The following is a 25,196-nucleotide window of genomic DNA, read 5'->3' on the forward strand; positions in this document are numbered from 1 at the left end:
GCCGTCGGAGCGCTAATCGATGCAGTCGCCCCGCCAGTCACCAAGCTATAAGTGAGGTTTGTCAGCAAGCGCATAACTCTGCGGTTAACCGCAGAGTTATGCCTGGAGTGGCGCTATTAGGGGGTTCTTTTTTGCTAGCACCCGCTATATCAGAACAGTACCGAGTAGTTCACCGCGAAAGTGCGGCCGCGACCTTTGTAGGTATAGAGGTCGGGTGAGCCGTAGGTTGGGCTATACAGAATCGGTGCGCGCTGACCCCAAACCGTGGTGTAGTCCTTGTCCAACAGGTTTTCAATGCTGAAGCTGATTTTACCCACTGGTAGGGTGTAGCTGCTGAGGAAATCGATCGTGTTATAACCGTCGATCTTACGTCCCTTACTGTCGGAAACATCGAAGGTCTGTTGGGACTGCACCCGTAGATTCCAGTCGCCCGGAGCCCAGCCAACATAGGCGGTGGCTTTCGATGGACTTGCGGTGTCGACGGTCAATTTCTGCCACTTACCGTCAGTTTTGGTTTCAGATTTGATCAAGTTAAATGTTCCGCCAGTGCTCCACTCGCTATCGGTGAAGAAGTAATCCACGGCACCCTCAACCCCGTAGATGCGGCGTTTGTCCGGCAACACATTGATGGTCATGTCTGTTTTGTTGATTGAAATAGTCTGGTCTGATAGCGAGTAATAACCGGCGACTTGTGTACGCAGATTATCACCGGTGTAGCGCCAGCCTAGTTCATAGGCGTCAACCTTGATGCCCTCCAGTTTGGAGTCATTGACGTTGACGCTATTTTGCAACTGATAGTGGCCGTTGACCAACTTATAGGTACCGGAACCGTAATATTTCGCCAGATCCGGGATCTCAAATCCTTGTGAGAAGTTTAACCAGGTCTGTTGGCTTTCTGTCAGATGTGCCAGTAAACCGGCATTGAACAGGAAGTTGTTATAATCGGTTTTCCCCCCAGGCACCGCATCTGCTGAGGTCGCAGTCCCTTGGGCAATGGCTTGTTGCTGCGCATAACCCACGAAATCATCCACCTTATTCTCGGTATATTGATAACGGACCCCACCGCTCAAGGTGAAGATTGGGTTGATGTCGTAGCTAGTTTGCAGGAACGGCGCAAGATTCGTGGTGGTGTAACTTGGATAACGGCCAACGTTGTAGGCATTTTGCAATGTCATGCCGCCCGTCTGTTGCGCCAGTGGCAGGTTGAAAAACTGCTGATTGGCGTTGAAGCTTTCATGTTCAGCATCGACACCATAGGTCAGTGTCAGGCTGTCGATAGGTTTACTGTTTAGCGTCAGTTTACCGCCATAAAAATCGGTTTTCTGCTGCGATGCGCCAATACTGGTCACCGCCGTGCCGCCTTTGTTTAGCGTTGGGAACGGATAGAAGGTCAGAGACTCATCACGATAAAACACCTGAGCTACCAAATCCTGTCCCCAGAGATCGGTGTTGGAGTATTGCAAATTGATGAGATGGCGTTCTGTACCTGGAATACGATCAGAGTGCAGATTTGAGCTGTTTGACGCCAGCCCGGTACCGGTCACTGCCGAGAAATTCTTCCCCAGATACAACCCGTGTTTACCGTCGGATTCACTGTTGAAATACTGAGCAGTCAATTGCAACTGCTGGTGGTCATCGATATTGAACGTGCCGCTGCCCATCACGTCCAAACGGTTAGAGTATTGCAAACCAGTCTGGGTGTTATCGATTAAGACTTCGTTGCCTTTGCCGTCGTACCAGCCGCCATAACGTTGGTAAGAGACAGAAAATCGCCCGAATGCTTGTTCGGTACCGCCACTCACGGCGGCGGCGATATTCTCATCGTGATCATTGCTGCTGTTGAAGCCCGTTTTTCCGCCAACCTGTAGCTCAACCTGTTTTTCTGGCTGGCCTTTTTTGGTCACGATATTGATCAGACCTCCGGTACTACCACCGCCGTAAAGTGAGGTGGCACCGGAGATCACTTCAATGTGGCCAATGTTGAACGGATCAATGGAGTCGAGCTGGCGGCTATCGCTGCGCGAAGAGTTCAGGCGAACGCCATCAATCATCACCATCATTGAACGGCCACGCATATTCATACCGTAGTTAGTCCGGCCCTGACTGCTGACGTCCATACCTGGAATCAATTGTGCGAGGATATCTTTGATCTCTTTGCCCGCCTGAACCTGTTGTTCAAGTTCTGGACCTTCAATCACCCAAGTTGTTTGTGCCATTTCAGCCACACTGCGATGTGATCGGCTGGCGGAAACCACCATTTGATCTTCAGCCCAAGCTGCGGGTGTGAGCAGGGTCAGCAGGCACGAATTTAATACCCAGAGGTGCTTCATAATAACTCCCTGTATTCCTATATTGTTGTGTGTTAAAAAGCAAAATTGACTTAAAAAGGGTGCTATACCCAACGCCATCGGTGGCGCGGGAAGCTAACAGCCCTGTGGCTTCAAGTACGATGCCATGGCCTGTTCAGTATGGGTTGTGGCCCCCGATGGCTGACTGCGCCACTGGATCAACGCCGGAGTGGACGTTAAATCGAACTGTTCACGTCCTAAAGCCCGGTTGAGGATACGAGCCGATCGCCACGCCATCAGGCTGAGCTGGGGCTCGGCGATACCGTGGCTGTGCATCCCCATATTTACGGCAAACAAGCAGTTATCGTGTGGGCCTCGCCAGTCGAGGGTGAAATCAGGGGCGACACGATATTGATAGTCGGCGGTCATTATCAGGCGATTGGCCAATGGATCGAGGAAAGTGGGGCGATCTTGCTGATAACCGGTCGCAAAGATAACCACATCGGTATCGAAGGTCTCTTTGCCCTGATCGAGATGGTGATGGGTCACTAACTGGTAACCGCTGCCTTGGGGATGCATTGCTGTCAGTGAACGGCTGGGTAACAAGCTGGCCCAAGGCTGTTCACGCAATACCTCAAATTGGTGATACATCGCCCGGTAGATAGCCAGTAGTGACTCACTGGTAATGCCATCAGAGGTCATTTTCTGCTCGGTCAGCATCTGTTGTTTGGCGTGGTCGTTCAGACTGTAGAAACCCTCAACGTATTCCGGCGTGAAATACTCATTAGCAAAAGCGGCTTCATCCAGTGCGTTGTAGTTGTTGCGGCGTGAAATCCAGTTCAGTTGCTTAGGTTGGCCCCATTCGGCACGGAAGATATTCAGGAACAGATCTGCGCCACTCTGACCGCCGCCAACGATGGTGACACGTTTACCGGCCAGATCTGGATTGCGCAGCGCCATCTCACTGGCGTGGAAACAGCGGTCGTTTTGTTCAGTCACGCAGGCTGGCAGTTTGATCCGTTTGCCGATCCCCAGGCAAATATGGCGCGCATGGTAGACTTTCCGGGGTGTGGTGACGACAAAACGCTGTCGCAGATCGTCAAAATCTACACTCTGAATATCCTGACTGAACGCCAGTGAATTCAGGTCATTGGCGGCCCAACTAAGATAATCTGCAAACTCTTCCCGTGAGACGGTACGGTGTTCGGTGGTTAAGAATCGGTAGAACTTTTTCCGCTGCACCAAATAATTGAGGAAGCTGTAAGGGTTAGTGGGTGATACCGCACTGACCAAATCTTTCAGGAAACTGGTCTGCATGTGGCAATCCGGCACCATCATGCCCGGGTGCCAGGAAAAGTGTGGCTTGCGCTCAAAAAATTTGCAGTTAAAGCCAGAAACTTCACTGCCGAGTGCGGCAATACTGAGGTTGAACGGGCCGACGCCAATCCCGATGAAATCCAGTGTTTGATTCATTGGGCTAGCTCCTTGGTGACTAAATACAGAGGATTATCCAGATCCTGCAAGTAATTCGGCAGCATGCGATTGCCGCCGTCTTGCTCTGAATAGGTGAGTTTCACCGGGTTGAGAACCACACGAATAATGCGCGGTTTGAATAAATTGAATAACGCAAAACGGTCTGCCATGTCTGGATGCTGTACCATGTAGTTCTCCAGCACCTGCGCCAGCAGTTGGTAGAATCGCTGTTCACTGATACCGAGAGCCTGCATCAGCGGGGAGATAAATCGCAGTACGGTGACGAAATGCCCGGTCTGTAGGTCGTGAATCAGATAGTCGGCAGACAAGCGGGCAGTGACGTCTTTCACTCGCTTGGGTAGTGAGGCCGCTTGCGGAAACTCCTCGTCCACCAGACGCATATCACCTTGGAAGTCTTTCAATAAGATGCGTTGCGGCACATGGTCTTTCATCACCAATGTGATGTTTTGGCCGTGAGCAATCAGTGCCACACCATAGCAGCACATCAGGTGATACATCGGCACCACCACCGTACGGAACATCTGTGTTAGCCAAGCTTCAGCACTTAACCCTGAACTGGCGATATAGGCAGCGATCAGGGGATGGCCCTGATTATCGGTCTCCATCAGCGTCGCCATCAAAATGGCCTGTTCACCCTCCTGTAAATAGCAGGACGGATTTTCACGCCAGATAACGCCGAGCATCTCCTGATAGCGGTAGGGGGCTTTACCCAGCGCAGCGTAGGTGGGGTGCAGCATATAACCGGCGGCGGGTTCAGCGAGGATCTCGGCACCGCTTGCACGCAGCGTACTGTCTTGGGCAAAAATCTGCTGCAACCAACGAGAAGCTGCCGGACCGGCGCTGATGTACTTACCGGGGATGCCGCGATAGCAGGAGGTGTTGTAGATGGTGAGGGGCAGTTTGATATCAAATTGTACCTGACGGCTGACGTTGGTCAGGGTGCGCAGTGACTGTTGCGCCAAATAGTGATCACCAAATTCACCCAGTTCGACCAGCTCACCTTCAGCGAGCTGCGGCAGGAAGTGCAGGGCGATTTTTTGCTGCCATTGCCACGGGTGCAAAGGCACGGGTATCCAATCATCGTTCAACTGGAGTTCGCGCCAACGGTCCTCAAAGCGCTGACGTTCAGCACGCGTCATGGCGCTATCGAGCAGCCAGTCCAGTGAGAGGTCAGCATCGACACTCCACACAAAACTGCCCCGTTTCGCCGCCACCCAATGCAGGCGGAATTGCCCCTGATATTCAGGCGCATACTGTTGCAGGGCGGTCAGACCCCATCCCCGGCGGCCCTTGTTGAAGATAAATTTCGGATGACCGGCGAGCAGACATTGCAGTGCATTAGTATCGAGGGCGATCAAATCTTCGGCGCTCAAGCCGTGACGGGCAGAGAGCAACTGCATGTCACCACGTAGCGTGGCATATAAATCCTCCAGATGCTCAGCAACTTGGGCATCATCCATCGCCAAAACCTGAGCCAATTGGCGCAGCAAGTGGTCAGCCGTCAGCGGCACACCGTCGCAATCTAATGAGGCGGGATCAATATGCAACCAGCCCCAAATACCCCGTGCGGCGTGAAAGGTATAAACCGCGTTCGGTAAGGCGATACGCCATACTTCTCCCTGTTGCTCGGCACACAGGGTGCGCTCGTACTCCAGCTCGGCAAGGATCTTGGCAATCATCTGACGGTTAACACGTGGCCAGTCAGTGTAATCGTGGGTGGTCATATCGCCCCCTCTTGGAAGAAGTCCGTGCGCTGATTGATGACCAGACGCGAGCGTTTATGGGGAAAATCAAACTCTTTCACGGTGTGGTAGCCAGCGGCGGGTAGGTGGCGGAATAAACGCTGGTTATCGGCGCGCGGCTCAGCTACCACACGTGTCGTGCGCGGTTCATCCAGATAGAGATAATGCGTCAGGCCACGTAACCAACTGCGAATGTATTGCGCCCCACGCCAACACTCTTCACCAACCAACATATGCAGCCCACGATCAAAAGGCTGCCAGCGGTAATGGCGACCAATCCGGTCTTCCGCCGCCCAATAAACTTCGAAATAGCCAAAGGGTTGATCGTCGAAACAGCCCAATAACGGGTAGCAATAGCGGGAATTCAACTGGCGTTGTAGATAGGCCACCTGTGCCTCAAGCGGGCCACTCATCTCCCAGAAGGCATCCACGCGCGGTGAGTTCATCCAGCGGGTGAACTGCTCCGCGTCGCGGCCAATCTCTGGTAAGCGAAAACTCAGCGTGCGCTTAATTTGTGGGTCAAAACGGCGATAAACTTCCCCGTGAGGGCGGGACGGTCGTTGTGGGAACCAGATATCACGCTCGGCGTCATACTGCATCTGACCCGAAGCTCGCTGGGGTTCGGCTCCCAGCCACAGCGGCAGCTGATAAAACTGCTCCCGCGTCAAATAGTCGCCACTTGCCAGTGCAAACAGTGCCAGCGCTTGCGGCTCTTCACGCCACTCGGCATAGGGCAAGGCAATTCCGCTTAATTGCGGTGCGGCGATGAATAATTGATCCAAGGCTTGCACCAGCCAGCCCTGTGGCAATGAACCGGGGAGGTGCAGCACCGCGCTGCCATCCAGTCCGAAACCGAGAGTGAGATTTTTGTCCAGCGATTCACAGCGAAAACTGCCACTGGAGTGCATCAATTTGGCGTGCAGCATCATTGGGCAACCTCTTGGCGCTGTAAGGGGGCGACATGAAAAGGGTTAGCGAAATCAAAGTAGATGACAGCCGGATCAACAATGGTATTTTCGTTGTGATCTTGCAGATAACAGAAGAAATTACCCTTGCAGCTCCAGTGTGCACTGTCGAGGACGTAATCCAGGCACAGTGTATTTTTGGCAGTCAAGCGCAGGCGGTGGAGTGCGTCGCGTACGCGCGCTATCAGGTTCTCTTCAGTGTCGAAATCGGCAGCCGCCAGTGCGGCGGTCACCGCCAGACTGGAGTTCACCAGCAGGTAGTAGGGGAAATAGCGCAGTAATTGCTGCTCGCTGAAGCGGTTTTCCGCATCGGCTTCGCCAATCTCTTCCAGCCAGGGAGTCGCATCACGGGTAAAGCCGCTGCCTTGGCAGTCGCGATACAGCATACCTACGGGCAGATCTTGCTGCATTTCCACCAGAATGTTTTGCTGATGGGCCAGTAGCACCAGCCCGTAGTCGGCCTCGGTGCTGAACAGCGGGAGCAAGATGTGTTGGCAATAGGCATCTAACCAGCAGTGGGCGGCTTGCTGTAAGGGCAGATTCAAGCGCGCGGCCAAACGGCGTACTGCGCAAGCCAATAGGCTGTCGCCACCATCTGGCGCGGCCTGGGTCAAGGTCACTAACACATTGGTTTGATTATCGGGTTGGCTGAACAGCAGATTGTCACGCAGCACCATCAGGCTCTCTTCCTGAATCGAACCCTCTAGCGAACGCAAACCGGCCCAGCCATCTTCTTGCATCACACGAAAGGTTGGATAGCGTGCTTGCAGCGTTTGCCAGCGTGGGGTTTGCGCCAGCCGAGCCAGACGAATACCGCGTTTGACCTCCTTCACTGACAAGGTGCGTACTGAGTTGGTCAGGCGCACACTGAGTGAGAATTTGACCATATCGCGGTTTGATGGGCTGTAGAGTGAGCGTGAAGAACTGGTGGATAACCAGCGTTCACCCGCTTCACCCAGATCCCGTAACAGACCTTGTTGCACTAATTGTTGGCACCCATCCTGTGCCAACAGATGGTCGGCTTGCCAAGGGTGCATCGGCAATAGCCAAACGTCATCAGTAAAGTACGGCAACAATTGTGGGGCGCTCTCACAGGCAAAACGTTGTAGGCGTTGTTGCAGTGTCAACTTCAGGCTATCACCACATAGATAGCGCTTATCCACGGCAAACCAGCGCAGTGGAAAGCGCGCGGCATAGTCGGGTAGGTAGCGGTGCGCCTGTTTCTCATCGAAAGGTTCATGGGACTTGGGGGCTGGGTGGAAGGCGTGACCGACCAACAGCCCTTGTTCAGCCTCGGCAAAATTGAGCGGTTTATCGCGCAGTGACGGCCAATCTAGCCGCATCTTGATCGCTTGTTGGGTATTGTCATGACTGTCCAGCACCCGCTGACGGAAACGTGCCACGACGTTTTCTGAGAGTTCACCTTTTACTGCGGGCTTCTCCAGCAATAAAGTCACCAGTTGCTCCACGCTGATAGCAACATCTGCCCCATCATCCGGCCGATGTAAATAGGCTGGGAAGAGATAGTGGTGATGCTGTGTCGGGGAGATATGCCGCAAGGTAATGCGGATAGCGTGCGAAGACGAAAGAGGGATATGCAACTGCGGATACTGTTGATCGCTGACTGCCGGAGCTATTTGCCAATCCCAGGTTTCACGTATCAGTGCGTTGAGGAAACATTGTGCAGCCACATTGGTGGTCGCGGTTTCTAACTGGAGAGTCATGATCCCACACTTTCCTTAGTTCAAATGAGAATAGTTCTTATATCAATAATTATTACCATTATCAATGATAATGATGATACAATTTTTCAATCAAAAACCTTTAAATCATCAATGTTATTAACGGTAAATTCACTTTTTATGCGGATCTCCCTACAGTCTGACCCCCATTCACATGGGCAAAGGTCTTCATCCAATTGGCCGTTAGCTTTTTGCGCTGGGCTATTAGGTATTGGGCAAAATGGGTTATTGGTGGTGTTACCTGTATTGGTAAGTAAGACTCACCTGTCACTGTCGGTATGGGCCGGTTTGTTGACCCTCGGTTCAATGCTATTTCTTGTGGGATCGCCGTGGTGGGGCCGCCAATCGGAGATTCGTGGTTGTAAGTTTGTGGTTACCATGGCGTTGACAGGCTACTTGCTCAGTTTTGCTCTGTTAGCCTTGGCGGTCTGGGGATTGGCGGCAGGGTGGTTAACCCAGATGACAGGGTTGGCTGGGTTGATTGTGGCGCGTATTATTTACGGCCTGACGGTTTCGGGCATGGTCCCTGCCTGTCAGACGTGGGCTTTGCAGCGCGCCGGATATGAGCAACGGATGGTAGCGCTGGCCACCATCAGCTCAGGTTTAAGCTGTGGCCGCCTACTTGGCCCACTCTGTGCCGCACTGGCCCTCTCGCTACACCCAATGGCCCCGCTCTGGTTGATGGCGATAGCCCCTTTGCTTGCACTGCTGGTGGTGTGCTTCCAATATAATGACCCGCCGTTACCGGCGAGTGCTCATCAGCAAAATCGGTTACGTATCAGCATGCTGCCCTATTTGCTCTGCGCACTATTGCTGGCGGCGACGGTCAGCCTGATGCAACTTGGCCTGGCACCTCATCTGAGTCAATTATTCAGTGATTCGGCGACGACGGTGAGCCACCATGTTGCCATTTTACTCAGTGTGGCTGCCGGTTGTACGTTGTTAGCCCAGTTTCTGGTGGTGCGGCCACAGCGCTTCACGGCTCCTCAGTTGCTGTTGATGGCGGCCTTATTGATGGTGTTGGGCTTAGGGCTAATGTGTGCTCAACCATTGGTACTATTTTATGCGGGTTGTGCATTGGCCTCTTTTGGCGCTGCTATGGCAACACCGGGTTATCAATTGATGCTGAACGACAAGTTGTCCACGGGCAAAGGTTCAGGCGTAATAGCAACCAGTCATACATTGGGTTATGGCATGAGTGCGTTAATGGTACCCGTGGTGGCAAAATTTTACGGTGAGTCACAGTTAATAGCTGCGGCTCTGATGATGGCCGTTCTGTTGGGCGGTATAAGTGGCTGGCTGTGGTGTCAGCATCGAGAAACAGCACATTCTGTAGGAGAGTAACTGATATGTCCGGCCCATCAAGCTACCGAATTTTTGATATCAAATTGAAAGTAAAAGAGAATATTTCACCTTCGCTACTGCGCTGCGTCTTTGAAGGGGCAGAGGTGAATCGCATGAAACTTGAAGCGCCGGATCAGCGTATCAAACTGCTATTCTCGGCAGCCGATGGCCAAATCCCGCAGTTGGAAAAAAGCGATGACTGGTATCGCAGCTACCTGGCTTTACCGAAGCAACAGCGCCCGGTGATGCGCACCTATACACTGCGCGCATTGCGTACGGAGCAGAACGAGATGGATGTGGAGTTTGTTCTGCACGGTGAGACGGGTCCGGCGTCAGCCTGGGCAACACATGCCAAACCGGGTGATGCTATTCAGGTGGTGGCACCGAATGCAGATTACCCACTCGACAGTGGCGGTTATGAGTGGGCTCCGCCTGCGCAGATGACGCAGGTGCTACTGATTGCGGATGAAACTGCGTTACCGGCGGCGGTGGCTATTTTGGCACAATTGGCATTACAGGCTAATCCGCCACAGGTTCAGGCTTTTTTTGAGGTGCCGGTTACCGGTGATTGTATCAGCCTTAAACAATACCCCTTTGCGCAGGTGCACTGGTTGCCCCGCGATGCTGAGTCGCACTCGGCCCATGGCAGCATGCTCGTTAACGCTGTGCGTCAGTGGGTTCAGATTCCGATCGTGGCGCGGGTGGAAGGGCAATCATTGGCAGAAAACAGTCTGGGTGGTGAAGTGCTGTGGGAGCGCGCCGAAGGAGCAAAGGCTTTCTACGCTTGGATCGCGGCGGAATCCTCAACGGTGAAAGCGTTGCGCCGTTATCTGATTGGCGAATGTGGTTTGGATCGCTCCAGTGTGAACTTTATGGCGTATTGGTGTTAAGGATCTTGGTCACAACACATTTTGCTTACTCAGCTCGACCCCCTCAGGGAAGAAAAAGTGAACCCCATCATAAAAAAGGTGGGGTGAACACCTGCCTCACTATCTCATACCGCCTCAACTACCTATAAAGAGTTATATCGTTGACTTTTATGTAAAAAATGATCGACGAGCTGCTTTTTATTTGACCGACTTCATAAAAGTGAATACCCACACAAAAATTGTTTGATCTAAAACAAGCATTCCTACTACTACAAATAATTTACGGCAAAACCTCCTTAATATCGCCTTAACCCAGTGGGTGATATCGGTCATGGACTCTCTCTTGGCTGAGTATTTTTCATCCTATGCGGGCTTAAAAATAAAAATAACTATCTGGTGCGGGTAGTGACAGCGCCCGGGATGGAAAAACACACTGGAGTACCTATTGTGAGCAAATTTATAAGACAGATGTCGGTAGGGATATTGGCTCTTTTGGCAATAGGGGGCGTCTTTTCTCTGTCGGCAGCCCCCACGCCGCCGATTGAGGCCCGCAACGATAAATTCGCCGAGCAGCACGTTGATCAGTTCACCTCATGGTTAAAAACCAAAGAGAGTGGGCCACGTGAAGATGCCTTGGCGGATGATCCCAATCTGGTCATTCTCTGGGCGGGCTATCCCTTTGCAAAAGATTATAACAAGCCTCGTGGGCACTATTATGCGGTCACCGATGTGCGGGAAACGTTGCGGACCGCTGCGCCGAAAACCGCAGAAGATGGCCCATTACCCATGGCCTGCTGGAGCTGTAAAAGTCCGGATGTCGCCCGCTTGATCAATGAGCAGGGGGAAGAGGGCTACTTCAAGGGAACGTGGGCCAGAGGCGGGCCGGAAGTCGTCAATCAGCTGGGTTGCGCCGATTGTCATGATACCGCCTCGGCTGATTTTGCCGCGGGCAAACCCGCCTTGGTGCTGTCTCGTCCCTATACTGAACGCGCACTGCAATCGATCAATAAACCATTCGAACACGCCAGCCGTCTGGATCAACAATCCATGGTGTGCAGCCAATGCCACGTTGAGTATCACTTCGCGGGTAAAGATAAAGCGGTAAAACTGCCGTGGGATCAAGGCACCGATGTGGAGTCAATGGAGAAATATTATGATGAAATTGCTTTCTCCGATTGGGTACATCCGCTGTCGAAAACGCCAATGCTCAAAGCGCAGCACCCTGAGTACGAAACCTGGCGTGCGGGGATCCATGGCAAGAATAATGTCAGTTGTATCGATTGCCACATGCCGAAAATTCAAAATGCGGCGGGCAAGGTCTACACCGACCATCAGATCCGCAATCCCTTCGATAGCTTCGAAAGCACCTGCGTTAACTGCCATACCCAAGATAAAAAAACCTTGCAAGATATTGTCGCTGAACGCAAAGCCAGCATTCAGGAGCTGAAACTGAATGTTGAGAAACAGCTGGTTCATGCCCATTACGAGGCTAAAGCCGCATGGGATGCGGGTGCGACTGAGCAAGAGATGAAGCCGATTCTGCAAGATATCCGTCATGCCCAGTGGCGTTGGGATTACGCCATCGCCTCCCACGGCATTCATATGCATGCACCGGATATTGGTTTGAAAGTGCTGGGTGGCGCGTTAAATAAAGCCGCCGATGCTCGCACCAAACTGGCGCGTTTGCTGGCGACGAAAGGGATTAGCCATGAAATTCCGCTGCCGGATATCTCGACCAAACTCAATGCGCAAAAAGCACTGGGGATGGATATGGATAAGCTGAACCGGGAGAAGCAGGAGTTTCTGCAACAAGTGGTGCCAGCCTGGGATGATCAAGCCAGAAAAGCGGGCCGTTTGAGCCAGTAAGCGGCGTACCGGTGGGAAACCCCTCACCGGTTCTCTTCCAGGGACCAACTGGCTCCAGTTTGGGGCCATAGCAAAGGTGGAATCACTATGCGCGTTTTACGTTCATTCTGTTCAGCAGCGCTGCTGGCAGTGTTGACCCTGTGCACGCTGCCCACTCACGCCACGACACCGACCGCGACACCGAATACAACTGTCTCGCGTCATGTCGTGGAGCCGCAGCGTAATCCGGATGCAGCTTGCGTCCAATGCCATAAAGAGCAAAAAGATGAGTTGCATGGCAAACATGCCGGTGCCGTTAATCCGAATACCCAATTGGCGGTCACCTGCACCAACTGTCACGGCAAGGCGTCGGTGCTGCACCGTAATGGCGTCAAAGATGTGATGCGCTTCAACAGCGACATGCTGAATGCCGATAAGGCGCTGTTCAGCGTCTCGCAACAAAATAGCGTCTGCATGAGTTGTCATCAGCCGGAAAAGTTACGCGAAGCCTTCTGGCCGCATGATGTGCATATGTTGAAGCTCTCTTGTGTCAGTTGTCATCAGTTGCACCCAAAAACCGACCCGATGCAGGGTCTGGATGACAAAGGGCGGGTCAAAATCTGTGTCGATTGCCACCGCCGTCAGCAGGAGCTGATACCGAAGGAGACGCCATGAATAGCAACCGTCGTCACTTTCTGGTCAGTATGGGGGCGCTGATTTTCATCACCGGTTCCACCGGACGTTCGCTGGCACTGAGCGGCACGATCGACGGCGTTCGCTACGGGATGCTCCATGATGAGACTCGCTGTATCGGCTGTACCGCCTGCATGGATGCGTGCCGCGAAGTGAATCATGTCCCAGTTGGCGTTTCGCGGCTCACTATTATTCGCAGTCAGCCCATCGGCGAGTTTCCAGCGGTGAAATATCAGTTCTATCGCCACTCTTGCCAACATTGTGACAAAGCGCCGTGCGTCGATGTCTGCCCGACCGGTGCATCCTATCGCGATAAGGCGACCGGTATTGTCGATGTCAATCCTGACCTCTGTGTCGGCTGCCAGTACTGTATTGCCGCTTGCCCCTATCGAGTGCGCTTTATCCATCCCGTGACCAAGACCGCCGACAAGTGCGATTTTTGCCGCAAGACCAACCTCAAGCAGGGGAAACAACCGGCCTGTGTGCTGTCATGCCCAACCAAAGCCCTGGTCTTTGGCAATCTGGACGATGCCAACAGCGAACTGGTGAAGCTGTTGCATCAGCGCACGGTGTATCGCGCTAAGTTACATCTGGGGACACAGCCGAAGCTGTACCGTGTGCCTTTTCAGTATGGGGAGATTAGCGGATGAGTCCTAAACCGAATACGCCGTTTCACTTTGAATCGTTAGTCTGGGATTGGCCAATTGCCATCTATCTGTTTTTGATTGGTGTCTCTGCGGGGATGGTGGTGGTCAGCCTGCTGATGAAGCGGCGGGTACTGGGGGAGGAGGCGGCGCAGAGCGGGCTGCTCAAATCCACAGCAATTATCGCACCACTGGCGGTTATCTTCGGCCTATTCATCTTGATTCTGCACCTCACGCGGCCATGGACCTTCTGGAAACTGATGTTCTTCTATAGCACCAGTTCTGTGATGTCATTGGGCGTGATGCTGTTTCAGGTCTATATGGGGGTGCTGTTGCTCTGGCTGGCGCTGATATTCCGCCACTGGCTCACTGCGCTGCTACAGCCCTATCCCAAATTGAGCTGGGTTGGCACGATACTCAGCAAAATAGCGCCGATTGAGCGCAAACTTGAGCCCTTTATGTTGTTTCTGGCGGTGGCTTTGGGGGCTTATACCGGTTTCCTGTTATCCGCGCTAAAAAGTTATCCGCTGCTGAATAACCCAGTGTTACCGGTACTATTTCTGTTCTCTGGTGTCTCGTCGGGGATCGCGGCGATGGTGCTGTGTGCGGTGGCGTTTTTTAAAGAGCCAGTAGATAGCCCGGCACTAGCATTTGTCCATCGACTGGAAAAACCGGTGGTCTGGCTGGAGCTCTTTCTGCTGCTGGCATTCTTTACCGGGTTATGGTTTGGCGGCGGTCAGAAAGAGGTCGCGGTGGCGGTGGCGATAGGCGGCGGCTTCTGGGCATCGATGTTCTGGTTCTGGGTGATTGGTTGCGGCATGGTGCTGCCATTGGCCTTAAACCGCTATTGCAGCCATAACGTGCGCCATCGGACCTCATTTTTGCTCACGGTATCGGGCCTGAGCTTGTTTGGCGTATTCGTTTTACGTTTTTTCATTCTCTATGCCGGACAGATGACGGTGGTGTGATGAGAGCGCGAATATGATCGGTGAATTAGGGCTGTTGTCACTGCTGGCGGCGGCGTCACTGGCGCTACTGCTCGGTTGTGTGCCTTTTATTGCGCTACAGGGGCGGCGGTTGCCCTTGCTGTATTGGCTGCCGTCGCTCAGTTATGGCGTAACACTCTTGCTTTCACTGGCGCTATTTTTACTGGGCTGGTGCTTTGTGACTGACGATTTTTCGCTGCTGTATGTTGCGCAGCACGCGAACACTCAGCTTCCGCTGTTTTACAAAATCGCGGCCATCTGGGGCGGACATGAAGGCTCTATGCTGTTTCTGCTCTTTGCATTGAGTGTTTGGAGTGCCGCGCTGACCTTTTTCCGTCGTCATTTCCCACTGCGTTTTTTTGCCTGCTCACTCGGTGTGATGGGCTGGCTACTGGTGATGTTGAGTCTGTTTATCCTGTTTTTCTCTAATCCTTTTGAGCACTTATTCCCCACCTTGGCCGAGGGGCGTGATCTGAACCCGATGCTGCAAGATCTGGCGCTGATCTTCCATCCGCCGCTGCTGTATCTGGGGTATAGCGGTTTTGCTATCAGTTTTGCTTTCGCCATCGCGGCGCTGCTGGACGGGCGAAGTGGTCAAACTATGGCGCGCTATAGTCGCCCGTGGGTATTGGCTGCCTGGAGCTTACTGACCATGGGGATCTTGCTGGGGGCATGGTGGGCGTACAGTGAATTGGGGTGGGGCGGCTGGTGGTTTTGGGACCCGGTCGAGAATGCATCACTGCTACCTTGGCTCACTGCAACCGCGCTGCTGCATGTGCTGGCGATCAATCAGCGGCGTGGCTTATACCCTCACTGGGGGATTCTACTGGCGCTGGTCACCTTCCAACTCTGCTTGCTTGGCACCTTTATTGTGCGCTCTGGGGTATTGACCTCGGTGCACGCCTTTGCCGTGGATACCGCCCGTGGCGAAGCGCTACTGCTGCTGTTTGGCGTGGTGACCTTAGTCTCACTGACGCTGTTTGTGCTGCGGGTGAGGGGAGGCAGTCGCTCCGCTGATTTCCGCCTGTACTCACTGGAGACTTTGCTGCTGGCGGCATTCGTGCTGCTGAGTGTTGCGGCGGTGACGGTCTTAATTGGCACCTTATACCCTTTGATTTTCAGCGCATTGGGCTTGGGATCATTGTCTGTCGGCGCACCCTATTTCAATCAAACGCTCACCCCCTTTGTGCTATTGCTGCTGTTGCTGATGGGATTGATGCCCTTTGCCCGCTGGCAGCACAGCCCAAAAACCGCGCTCTGGCGGCTGGTGCTTCCTGCGTTACTCGCCATCTCAGCGGCATTACTGACGTCAGGATTGGGCCAATCGCCGTGGCAAGCAGGGATGGTGCCGGGTGTCACACTCGCCCTCTGGGCCTTGCTGGCCCCGTTGTTTGCGCCAAAAATACGCTGGCGACCATGGCTGCTACATGGTGGTGTTGCCGTCAGCTTGCTGGGTATGCAGTTTGCGTCGTATCACTCGGTAGAGCAGGGCAGCCGCATGTCGCCCGGTCAGCAGGTGACACTGGCGGGCTATCAGTTTACTTATCATCAAACCGAGCTGCGGGTTGGCCCGAACTATACCAGCGAACAGGCGCACATCATGGTCAGCCAACAGGGGCGACCGATAGCCACACTCTTACCAGAACGGCGGCGCTATACCGTGCGTGAGGTGTTGATGATTGAACCGGCCATTGCCAGTGGCCTCTTGGCCGATTTTTATGCGGTGTTGGGGGATAACTTGGGCGCGGGCGAGTACAGCGTGCGTTTGTATCATAAACCGTTAGTGAGCTGGATCTGGGGGGGCGCACTGATGATGACACTGGGCGGCTTGCTGGCCCTTTGGCACCGAATTCAGCATTTCAATGATCTGGCGGAGGATGAATGAGACAACGGTGGCCTTGGCTGATGGTTCCCATACTGGCTGTTCTCTTGGGCGCGGTGCTCTACAGTGGTTTAAAGCGCGATCCCCATCGCATCGAGTTGGCAGCTAAAGATCTGCCCTTTCCGGCATTTTCACTCTCTGACTTGCAGCAGCCCACGCAACTCATCACGCGGGAGCAACTGCTAGGTAAGGTCACGGTCATTAATGTCTGGGCCAGTTGGTGCGCCAGCTGCAAGCAGGAGATGGCAGTGCTCGGGCAGATCGCCAACAGCTTACCCGGAGTGCAGTTTTATGGGCTGAATTACCGTGATGAACGCCAGTCGGCATTGAATACACTTCAGCGCTACGGCAACCCTTACCAAAAGAGTCTATATGACCCACAGGGCATCTTAGCACTGGCGATGGGGGTCTACGGGACACCAGAAACCTGGCTAATTGATGCTAACGGGGTTATTCGTCAGCGTTATGCGGGGGAGATGACACCCGCGGTATGGCAGCAGCAATTTATGCCGCTATTGGCGCAATGGACAAATGTGGGGCCATCATGAAAATCATTTTGCTGATGCTATCACTGCTCATCTCGCCTTGGGGGCTAGCTGATCTGGTGGACACCTACAGCTTCAGTTCACCACAACGTCAGCAACAAGCAGTGGCGCTGGCAAAAGAGCTGCGCTGTCCACAATGTCAAAATCAAAACTTGCTGGAATCGACATCACCCATTGCGCAAGATTTGCGCTTAGAGGTCTACCGCTTGGTCGAGGCGGGGCATAGTTCGCAGGAGATCATGACATTAATGACACAGCGCTATGGGGATTTTATTCTCTATCAGCCCCCACTGCGCCGCGCCACACTGGTACTGTGGTTTGGGCCAGGGGTGCTGTTGATATGCGTGTTGGGGGGATTAGTTTTCAAAATACGCCAGCGAACCGCCTTACAGCCGAGAGGATCACGTTAATGGTGTTGGCTATCGGGCTGGCGATCCTATTGCTGCTGATGCTTATCGGGATAGGAGGGCCATGGTTCGCGCACTATGGCCGTATCAGTTGGCGCTGGCCCGTGGGATTCACACTGGTGGTGCTGACCCTGACTCTTTTGGGGTATCAACAGCTGGGCGGTTATACCTTGGTGCAGCAGGAAGCACTGAGGCAACAAGAAGCTAAACGATTAAATAATATGCTAGATAAGCAAAGCAGTGACCCCACCTTATATCGCTTACAGCAGCGCATTCGCCAATCACCGGATAACGGTGTCGGCTGGTTTAGTTTGGCGCAATATTATTTATATCGTAATGAGTTTGACGATGCGTTGATCGCATTGCAGCAGGCAGAACGTCTACAGGGGGCTAATGCGGCGCTGGATGCGGCTCGCGCGACCATCTTGTATTACCAGGCGGGCAAAAATATGACTGCTGATGTGGCCTATTGGCTACAGCAGGCATTGGCAAAAGAGCCGTTGCAGTACACCGCATTAATGTTGCAAGCCTCAGATAAATATACACATGCACATTATGTCGAGGCCATCGCTATTTGGCAGCGGCTGTTGGACAGCGATAATCCTGAGATCGATCGTGCGGTGATTATTCAAGCGCTAGCATTAGCTCGGATGATGCAACAGGCGTCTTAAAACTCCCACCGAGCCTGAATGGTAGGCAAAAAAAACCCTTACCAATCTCATTTGGTAAGGGATGCCAATTCGGCCAACACCAGGGAAACATTATATCCGTTGATTTATCATACGATTAATTTCGGTTACGGACATGACTTAAGTCAAGTTTATCAAAATTACATAAATAAGTTTAATGTTTATATACGTAAAAAGAGTATTTATCCATTGTAATTGGTAGATATTTGTCGAAGGAGGTTATTATTTGCTTGATTTTTAAACGATATAGCGGAAATGTGATCTTTAGCACATCATGCAGCAGCATTATGATTGCGCTCACAGTGCAGGGTATTTTGCAGGGTTGGGCTAATAAATAAGCGATTGTCACGGTGTTATGGGGAGGTTTAACGTAGATGAGGCATTACAGCCATCTGAATGTAAAGACATCCAGATGGCGGGGTAAAACGGTACTATTGGACTTAAAAAGTCCCCTGGTATTGGCAGAATTATATTCTTTTCAGACTAACTTTCTTGGCATCGATGCGCTAAGATATTAGTTCAATTATATTTAAAGCTAATTGTTTAAAGCGAAAACAGTTTAATTAACATGGGGCTATAATAATAGCTAACCTTAGGTCTAGTTTGAAAAACTATCCTTTGGTCTAGGTTTGTTATTTTTATCGGCGTGTTAGTCGCATCTGAGGAATATCTGCAAGTCTATTTATACACTGATTTCTATTGAAAACAATGTGATAAAATTGTATTGTTGCGCAATGTATATAGTGAGCTTGGTTTGTTATGATAATTGATTATTTTGATAATGAAAGCATTAATGAAGACATAAAAAACTATATTCAAAGAAGAATAAAGGCTTATGGTGATCTTCATTACTCTTATCTGGTGATGAATAAGAAAACACCATTACATCCGGCTATTATTTCTAACTATCCATTGGATTGGGTGAAAAAATACAAAAAGAATAGTTACCATCTTATTGATCCTGTTATTTTGACGGCAAAAGACAAGGTTGCCCCGTTTGCTTGGGACGATAATTCAGTTATCAATAAGAAATCAACTGACTCCGCTGTATTTAATCTGGCGAGAGAATATAATATTGTTAATGGCTATACATTTGTACTCCATGATAATAACAATAATATGGCAACGCTAAACATCTCAAATGGAAGCGATGACAGTATTTATTTTGATGAGACCATTGAAACCAATAAAGAAAAGATTCAAATGCTGCTTATTTTGACACATGATAAGATGCTTGGGCTTTATCAAAAAAATAGCAATGAAAACAAGGCACTAGAAGAAACCCCTGGTGGGCGAGAAATATTCTCCCCTCGAGAAAACGAGATTTTATATTGGGCCAGTGTCGGTAAAACCTACTCAGAAATCGCTATAATTCTGGGAATAAAAAGAAGTACGGTTAAATTCCATATTGGCAATGTGGTCAGAAAGCTAGGTGTTTTGAATGCCAAGCACGCAATAAGACTTGGCATCGAATTGAAATTGATTAAGCCTATTTAATAATATCAGGCACGGCCAATGGCCAGGTTTTAAGGATGTCAGGATCGACTTGATGTTTTTTGCATATTTTATTTATGAGTTTTTGCTGGCTATCAATATCGACACCCAAATTTAAAAGGTAAATAACTTCGTTTTTCTCGGATTCACCTTGATTCAAAACCGTAATGCTCCATCCGGAACGCTTCAGCAAGATATACATACCTCGACTGACAACGGTCAATATACCTTTATATCCACGACTCCTGGCATAATTAACCATCGCCAGAAACAGTATCGTGCTAAGTGAACTATCATTACCGACCATGTCTCGGACTAATGCTTTTTCAACAAAAAAACGGCTGGACTCTATAAAGCCATTAATTGGTAAGTTAACATCGTTAAAATAAGGGGAGAATGGCCCAGTAATCATTGTCGGGTGTTTCATTTCAATAAATCGAACACTACAAACAATAGTATCCTCTATTGTGCCTAATATATAATTGGTATTCTCATCATCATATTGATCACTTTCTCTACCATCAATACAGGTTACTTTCCAATCTAACCGATCTTTAAATGTTATTTTTCTAAGTGTGAAGATCTCATCTAACTTTCTTTCAGGCATACTGTTAAAGTTTACGTTAAATAGTTTTAACATAATGAAAACCAAAGTTATTTAATTAAACCAGCATCGTACACGATCTTTGTCTGTCAGTGCAAACATTGAACGAGATTGGCTTGAGTATGACTAACCCATTAACGCCATATTCACAGTACAATTATTCTACGAACCATGCGGCAGTATACAATTCATTTTTAGTCAGCATGCACTATTAGTGCGGAACCACGGGGTTATCAGCGGGTTTTTAAGAGAATAGTGATATCTTGCAAGACTTTTCGATAGGGAATAGTTATAACGAAACATTATTTCATTTTTTTTGTTCGAAAAGGATGTTCGCGTGGACCGCAGTTCTCCGCTTTTTACCAATAAAAAATTTGTTTTCCTCGTTGCGACCTTCTGTTGCCTCCTTTGGGGGAGTGCGTATCCCGCGATAAAAAATGGCTATGTGCTGTTTCATATTGCCCCTGATGATATTCCGAGCAAAATGGTGTTCGCGGGTTACCGCTTTCTGTTGGCCGGTTTGGTACTGCTTATTGTGGCGATGGTCAGCGGTAAGGCTATTGGCCGCCTCAACAAGGGTCAATATAAGCAGATAGCTATTCTGGGGCTCACACAGACCACGCTACAGTATGTCTTTTTCTATATTGGCCTGGCATACACCACGGGGGTGAAAGGCTCAATCATGAATGCGACCGGGACATTTTTCAGTGTGCTGTTAGCACATTACATTTATCAAAATGACCGGCTAACCTTCAATAAAATTATTGGCTGCGCATTGGGTTTTGCTGGCGTCATGGTGGTGAACTTCGGCTCAGGCTTAATGGATTTTAATTTTTCACTGATAGGCGAGGGGAGTGTCGTGCTCGCGGCTTTCATTCTTTCCGCTGCCAGTATTTACGGGAAGCGTATTTCGCAGACCATGGATACCACGGTAATGACCGGCTATCAGCTGGCGATTGGCGGATTGGTGCTGACGGTTGGGGGTTATCTATTTGGCGGCAACTTGGCAGATTTTGGCTGGCGCGCTTTGTTATTACTGGGGTATCTGGTGCTGTTATCATCGGCCGCGTTTGCACTGTGGAGCTTATTACTGAAATATAATCGGGTTGGGATGGTGGCCCCGTTCAATTTTCTTATCCCGGTATCTGGCGCAGTTCTCTCCGCCATCTTCCTCAACGAAAGTATTTTAGAATGGAAGTATGCCATTGCACTGATATTGGTCTGTGTGGGGATCGTTATGGTTAATAGAATTAAGCAGAGCAGAGTCTAGCGGCTATGACTGTAATGGTTGGGTGCTAACCGGAATTCTATGATGATAAATTTCGGTCAGCACAGCCACCATCCATTGCAAGAGTAATCAGGCTTTATCGGTAACGATTTTCACCCCAACTCGCACGACACGGTCAGATTCCATTTCGGCAATGGTCCAGGTCAGGCCATCCCACTCAATCTGATCGCCGATAACCGGCTCGCCACCAAACAGATATAAGACAAATTGACCCAGCGTCTGTTGCTTGTCGATGCCTGGTTCCAGATTGAGGCCATAGATCTGCGATATATCGTCGAGTTTTGCATCGGCGTCCAGAATAAAATCACCAAAGAAACGCTCGTCCAACTGGATGCTCGGGGACTGACTAAAGAGTTTCCCCAATGCGGGCAAGTGATGTTCCTGACCAATGACACACAGAATATCCCCCTCTTTCAGGCGGGTACTGCCGGTGGGGTGCAATAGATCCTTGCCGCGGAATAGGGCGGCAATACGTGTTCCATGGGGCATCTCTAAATCGCGCAAGGCGGCACCGATACACCATTTGTCGCAACTGAGTTGGTAAATAAACTGTTCCCACTGATTATTCTTATCAATATCTAAGCCAATACGCGCCACCGGTGCCAGTGCGGGTGGCACCACCAGCTTCGTCTTGCGGGCGGCAAATGAGAGACTGGTACCTTGCAGAAGTAGTGATACCAGCACCACGAAAAAGGCGACATTAAAGAATAAATTCGCATTGGGGATGCCCGCCATCATTGGGAATACTGCCAGAATAACCGGTACCGCACCGCGTAAACCCACCCATGAAATAAAAATCCGCTCACGCAGATTAAAACTCGGGAAGGGCAGCAAGCCGATGAACACCGAGAGCGGGCGGGCGAACAGAATCATCCACAATGAGAGGATCAAGGCCGGAATGGCAATCGGCAACAGCTCACTCGGGTTAAGCAGCAGTCCCAAGACCAGAAACATGCCAATCTGGCTGAGCCATGCTAGCCCATCGAAGGTTTGCAATATGCCAGCGCGGTTGCGGATGGGGCGGTTACCGAGCAATAGGCCGCAGAGATAGACCGCTAAGATACCGCTGCCGTTCATCGCGGTAGCGAGTGAGAAGACTAAAATCCCGCCGCTGACAGCCAGTAATGGATAGAGACCGTTCGCCAGCTCAATGCGGTTGATCAGCAGCAGCAGTAACCCGCCGCCTCCCAGCCCGATCATAATTCCCAGACCAAACTGCTGAATCAAGTGCACCAAGAACATCCAGCTCAGGCTGCTTTCGCCAGCTGAAATCATGGCAATCAAGGTCACGGTCAAAAATACGGCCATCGGGTCATTGCTGCCGGATTCAATCTCCAGCGTGGCGCTGACGCGCTCGTTCAGCCCTTTGCCGCCTAACAGTGAGAAAACCGCCGCAGCATCCGTCGAACCGATAATTGCGCCGATTAATAGACCTTGAATAAGATCTAAATCAAACAGCCAGGCGGCCGCCAAACCTGTCAGCCCTGCGGTAATCAGCACGCCGACGGTTGCCAAGGAGAGGGCAGGCCAGAGGGCAACACGGAAGGATGATGCTCGGGTGCGCATACCGCCATCCAGCAGGATTACCGCTAATGCCAGGTTACTGACCAGATAAGCGACGGGGTAGTTATCGAAAGCAATTCCACCAATCCCATCGGCCCCTGCCAACATCCCGATAGCTAAAAAGATCACCAGAATGGGGATACCTAACCGGGATGAGAATGAGCTGAGTAAAATACTGGCTCCCACCAGCACTGCGCCGATCAAAAAGAGGCTATTAATAGTGATGGCGTCCAATGTGGGAGTTCTCCTGATGTAATACGCAAACGAATGGATGGCGAGCGAATGTTAATGAAAGATTATTATACACAAATTTTTCGGCTGCGATGGGAAGATATGACCCAATTCAATGTGTTAAATCAGGATATTTAGCTGTTGTATATGGGGGGAAGCACGGGCAGATCGCTCACCTTTAATCGCCCGACGGGGAATCAAGGGTGAGCGTTGGATGATAAACTAGTCGCGTTTAAGTGTTGCCAGTACCCTTTTTAGCGCCTCAGTTGTCAGCGTTTTTTCCGGTTCAGGCAAGCTATCAACAGACAATTGTGAAAGCTCATTGACTAAAACACTGCGATCTTTCCCCGTGATGGCGCTGTCCAGTGCGCCGCTAAGACGACTCACTAGGGCTAACAGGGTTGCGAACTCGGCGATCGCAGGTGTATCCGACGTGGGATTATTCTCAATAGATTTTTGCTTATTCATCACAATTCCTCTTTTTGTTGTCACTGCAAGTGAAACAAATCCTGATAAGGAATCTACAGGATACTTGCTCTGAAAGCAGAGCGCACAGTGAGGCATTAGCCATCCCGCATCTAAATGATGGTTGATCAGTGTAGCGGGTTTATCACATAAGCGGTATTCGGATATTAATATCGCTTAGCAATAACATTATTCGTTTGAATAATAATTTGATTACACCTTTTGCTGCGGTTTTCTGCCAGAAAACAAGAATTTAAGCAAAGGAATGCGGCGATGAACCTCGTACAGTGAAAATGAAACCAGGCAAACAAACAGCATACCTACGATAAATCCGAATCCGTTATTACTAATTTGTGGCGTAATAAAGGCGCCATAAATCAAGGTCAATGGATGGTGCACCAGATAAATGAAGAGTGAAGCGTTCACCAGATAGGTGATACGAGGGGAGGGGTAGTTTAATAATTTATACCCGAGGGAAAAGACCAGATTCGTCATGGTCACTCCCATTAATGCTTTGATAATCAGGTCCAATTCAAAGGCAAAAAATTCAGCACTATTAGTATGTTGATTCACATAGTAAGCCGCGAATAGCAGTATTGAGGCGAATAACGCACCGGGTGAAAACGTAAGAAATACCTGTTTGAGTGGCGGGTAGATAAAGCTGTAGGCACCAAGAAGGAAGAAGGGAAGATAAAACAGCGTCTCCATAACGGTGAAATTGAAGATGCTATTAAAGAGCATTTCAGGGTTAAGAGAAAATATTATTCTGCGTATTACAGAATAAATTAATACAAACAGAAATACATATAGTGAGACTTTTCCTATGTTATTCATTCCCTTTATCAATGCCGGAACTCTTTGTAGGTTGTGCTTTATTCTTTTAAACAGATAAAAACAGATGCCCGTCAGTAATGCGAGTGTTAACAAAAACCATAAGTGCGAAACGAGTTCCCAAATAGCAATGTTTATTTTTTGATAAATTGTAAATTAATTCCAATCTTGTAATTTGTTGGTGTAATTCTTGAGAAGAAAAAATTGTGGCAGCGTAATTAGCGGGATGGCCGCTAGTAAAGGAATCACCACGCGCTCCAGACGGACCTGTAGCCAGCGCTGGCGCTCATAGCGCTGATATAACATGAATGAAAAATAGCCGGAAATAACAAAAAATACCTGCATGCGAAAGGCGTGAATGAAGTCATTCAACAAAGTAAATACCAGTGAGGGATGGCTGCTGTTTACCGCCCAATGATGACTGGAGTATATAAGAGAAAGATGAAAAGGAATGCCGAGCAACATCAAATAGGCGCGAATGGCGTCTAGAAAGTACTCCCGCTGGTTAGTGTTTTTTTTCATACTTATTCGCAAGTTGTTATCGAAAATAGAATAAGGTATCGATTTTTGACCAGCGTATTTTTT

General features: G+C 50.4%; 20 protein-coding genes and 1 pseudogene. 12 read left to right on the forward strand and 9 right to left on the reverse strand.

The features are described from left to right. Nucleotides 1-149: 149 nt before the first annotated feature. The 5 genes from ACZ76_RS16795 to ACZ76_RS16815 form a co-directional block, all read right to left on the reverse strand. On the reverse strand, nucleotides 150-2,330 hold the full coding sequence (locus tag ACZ76_RS16795) for a TonB-dependent siderophore receptor (protein WP_048619933.1): 2,181 nt from the start codon (nucleotides 2,328-2,330) through the stop codon (nucleotides 150-152). A 93-nt stretch (nucleotides 2,331-2,423) separates the two neighbouring features. Next, nucleotides 2,424-3,761 carry a lysine N(6)-hydroxylase/L-ornithine N(5)-oxygenase family protein gene (locus tag ACZ76_RS16800; RefSeq protein WP_048619934.1) on the reverse strand — a complete coding sequence of 446 codons (1,338 nt, stop codon included), beginning with the start codon at nucleotides 3,759-3,761 and terminating at the stop codon, nucleotides 2,424-2,426. Continuing rightward, nucleotides 3,758-5,506 (reverse strand): IucA/IucC family protein, encoded by a 1,749-nt coding sequence (gene iucC / locus ACZ76_RS16805; RefSeq protein ID WP_048619935.1) that lies wholly within the window; start codon nucleotides 5,504-5,506, stop codon nucleotides 3,758-3,760. Before iucC ends, ACZ76_RS16800 begins: the two co-directional genes overlap by 4 nt. Next, on the reverse strand, nucleotides 5,503-6,453 hold the full coding sequence (locus ACZ76_RS16810; RefSeq protein ID WP_048619936.1) for a GNAT family N-acetyltransferase: 951 nt from the start codon (nucleotides 6,451-6,453) through the stop codon (nucleotides 5,503-5,505). Before ACZ76_RS16810 ends, iucC begins: the two co-directional genes overlap by 4 nt. Then, a complete protein-coding gene (locus tag ACZ76_RS16815; RefSeq protein WP_048619937.1) occupies nucleotides 6,450-8,213 on the reverse strand; it encodes an IucA/IucC family protein in 1,764 nt (587 codons plus the stop codon). The genes ACZ76_RS16810 and ACZ76_RS16815 overlap by 4 nt, the downstream gene beginning before the upstream one ends. A 138-nt stretch (nucleotides 8,214-8,351) precedes the next feature. Here ACZ76_RS16815 and ACZ76_RS16820 point away from each other — a divergent pair, with 138 nt between their 5' ends. From ACZ76_RS16820 to ACZ76_RS16870, 11 genes are all read left to right on the forward strand, one after another. Next, entirely contained in the window at nucleotides 8,352-9,575 is a 1,224-nt protein-coding gene (locus ACZ76_RS16820) for an MFS transporter (RefSeq protein WP_048620343.1), read from the forward strand. A 5-nt stretch (nucleotides 9,576-9,580) separates the two neighbouring features. Then, complete coding sequence (locus ACZ76_RS16825) at nucleotides 9,581-10,465, forward strand: siderophore-interacting protein (RefSeq protein ID WP_048619938.1); 885 nt, start codon at nucleotides 9,581-9,583, stop codon at nucleotides 10,463-10,465. 447 nt (nucleotides 10,466-10,912) lie between these two features. After that, nucleotides 10,913-12,310, forward strand: a complete 1,398-nt coding sequence (nrfA, locus tag ACZ76_RS16830; protein WP_048619939.1) for an ammonia-forming nitrite reductase cytochrome c552 subunit — start codon at nucleotides 10,913-10,915, stop codon at nucleotides 12,308-12,310. Between the two features lie 87 nt (nucleotides 12,311-12,397). Further along, nucleotides 12,398-12,964, forward strand: a complete 567-nt coding sequence (gene nrfB / locus ACZ76_RS16835; protein ID WP_048619940.1) for a cytochrome c nitrite reductase pentaheme subunit — start codon at nucleotides 12,398-12,400, stop codon at nucleotides 12,962-12,964. After that, complete coding sequence (nrfC, locus tag ACZ76_RS16840; protein WP_048619941.1) at nucleotides 12,961-13,632, forward strand: cytochrome c nitrite reductase Fe-S protein; 672 nt, start codon at nucleotides 12,961-12,963, stop codon at nucleotides 13,630-13,632. The genes nrfB and nrfC overlap by 4 nt, the downstream gene beginning before the upstream one ends. Continuing rightward, entirely contained in the window at nucleotides 13,629-14,594 is a 966-nt protein-coding gene (nrfD, locus tag ACZ76_RS16845) for a cytochrome c nitrite reductase subunit NrfD (protein ID WP_048619942.1), read from the forward strand. The genes nrfC and nrfD overlap by 4 nt, the downstream gene beginning before the upstream one ends. A 13-nt stretch (nucleotides 14,595-14,607) precedes the next feature. After that, a complete protein-coding gene (locus ACZ76_RS16850; RefSeq protein ID WP_048619943.1) occupies nucleotides 14,608-16,497 on the forward strand; it encodes a heme lyase CcmF/NrfE family subunit in 1,890 nt (629 codons plus the stop codon). Beyond that, complete coding sequence (locus tag ACZ76_RS16855) at nucleotides 16,494-17,042, forward strand: DsbE family thiol:disulfide interchange protein (protein ID WP_048619944.1); 549 nt, start codon at nucleotides 16,494-16,496, stop codon at nucleotides 17,040-17,042. The genes ACZ76_RS16850 and ACZ76_RS16855 overlap by 4 nt, the downstream gene beginning before the upstream one ends. Further along, nucleotides 17,039-17,449 carry a heme lyase NrfEFG subunit NrfF gene (gene nrfF / locus ACZ76_RS16860; RefSeq protein ID WP_048619945.1) on the forward strand — a complete coding sequence of 137 codons (411 nt, stop codon included), beginning with the start codon at nucleotides 17,039-17,041 and terminating at the stop codon, nucleotides 17,447-17,449. The genes ACZ76_RS16855 and nrfF overlap by 4 nt, the downstream gene beginning before the upstream one ends. Next, nucleotides 17,449-18,117: a TPR domain-containing protein gene (locus ACZ76_RS16865; protein ID WP_048619946.1), complete on the forward strand. Its 669-nt coding sequence runs from the start codon at nucleotides 17,449-17,451 to the stop codon at nucleotides 18,115-18,117. Before nrfF ends, ACZ76_RS16865 begins: the two co-directional genes overlap by 1 nt. A gap of 777 nt (nucleotides 18,118-18,894) precedes the next feature. Continuing rightward, the gene (locus ACZ76_RS16870) at nucleotides 18,895-19,632 is read left to right on the forward strand and encodes a helix-turn-helix transcriptional regulator (protein ID WP_048619947.1); all 738 of its coding nucleotides are present in this window, start codon (nucleotides 18,895-18,897) and stop codon (nucleotides 19,630-19,632) included. Here ACZ76_RS16870 and ACZ76_RS16875 read toward each other — a convergent pair. Then, nucleotides 19,625-20,269 (reverse strand): acyl-homoserine-lactone synthase, encoded by a 645-nt coding sequence (locus ACZ76_RS16875; RefSeq protein ID WP_048619948.1) that lies wholly within the window; start codon nucleotides 20,267-20,269, stop codon nucleotides 19,625-19,627. The genes ACZ76_RS16870 and ACZ76_RS16875 overlap by 8 nt on opposite strands. A 301-nt stretch (nucleotides 20,270-20,570) precedes the next feature. Between ACZ76_RS16875 and ACZ76_RS16880 the strand changes: the two genes are divergently transcribed. After that, nucleotides 20,571-21,503, forward strand: coding sequence for a DMT family transporter (locus ACZ76_RS16880; RefSeq protein ID WP_048619949.1), 933 nt, complete (start codon nucleotides 20,571-20,573; stop codon nucleotides 21,501-21,503). 87 nt (nucleotides 21,504-21,590) lie between these two features. Here ACZ76_RS16880 and ACZ76_RS16885 read toward each other — a convergent pair whose 3' ends face one another. The 3 genes and pseudogenes from ACZ76_RS16885 to mdoC form a co-directional block, all read right to left on the reverse strand. Next, nucleotides 21,591-23,318 carry a potassium/proton antiporter gene (locus ACZ76_RS16885; RefSeq protein WP_048619950.1) on the reverse strand — a complete coding sequence of 576 codons (1,728 nt, stop codon included), beginning with the start codon at nucleotides 23,316-23,318 and terminating at the stop codon, nucleotides 21,591-21,593. Between the two features lie 219 nt (nucleotides 23,319-23,537). Beyond that, nucleotides 23,538-23,783, reverse strand: coding sequence for a hypothetical protein (locus ACZ76_RS16890; protein ID WP_048619951.1), 246 nt, complete (start codon nucleotides 23,781-23,783; stop codon nucleotides 23,538-23,540). A gap of 210 nt (nucleotides 23,784-23,993) precedes the next feature. After that, nucleotides 23,994-25,133: pseudogene (gene mdoC / locus ACZ76_RS16895) on the reverse strand (glucans biosynthesis protein MdoC). Nucleotides 25,134-25,196: the final 63 nt, after the last annotated feature.

Origin of the sequence: Yersinia aleksiciae, from assembly GCF_001047675.1 — a bacterium.
Taxonomy (GTDB): Bacteria; Pseudomonadota; Gammaproteobacteria; order Enterobacterales; family Enterobacteriaceae; genus Yersinia; species Yersinia aleksiciae.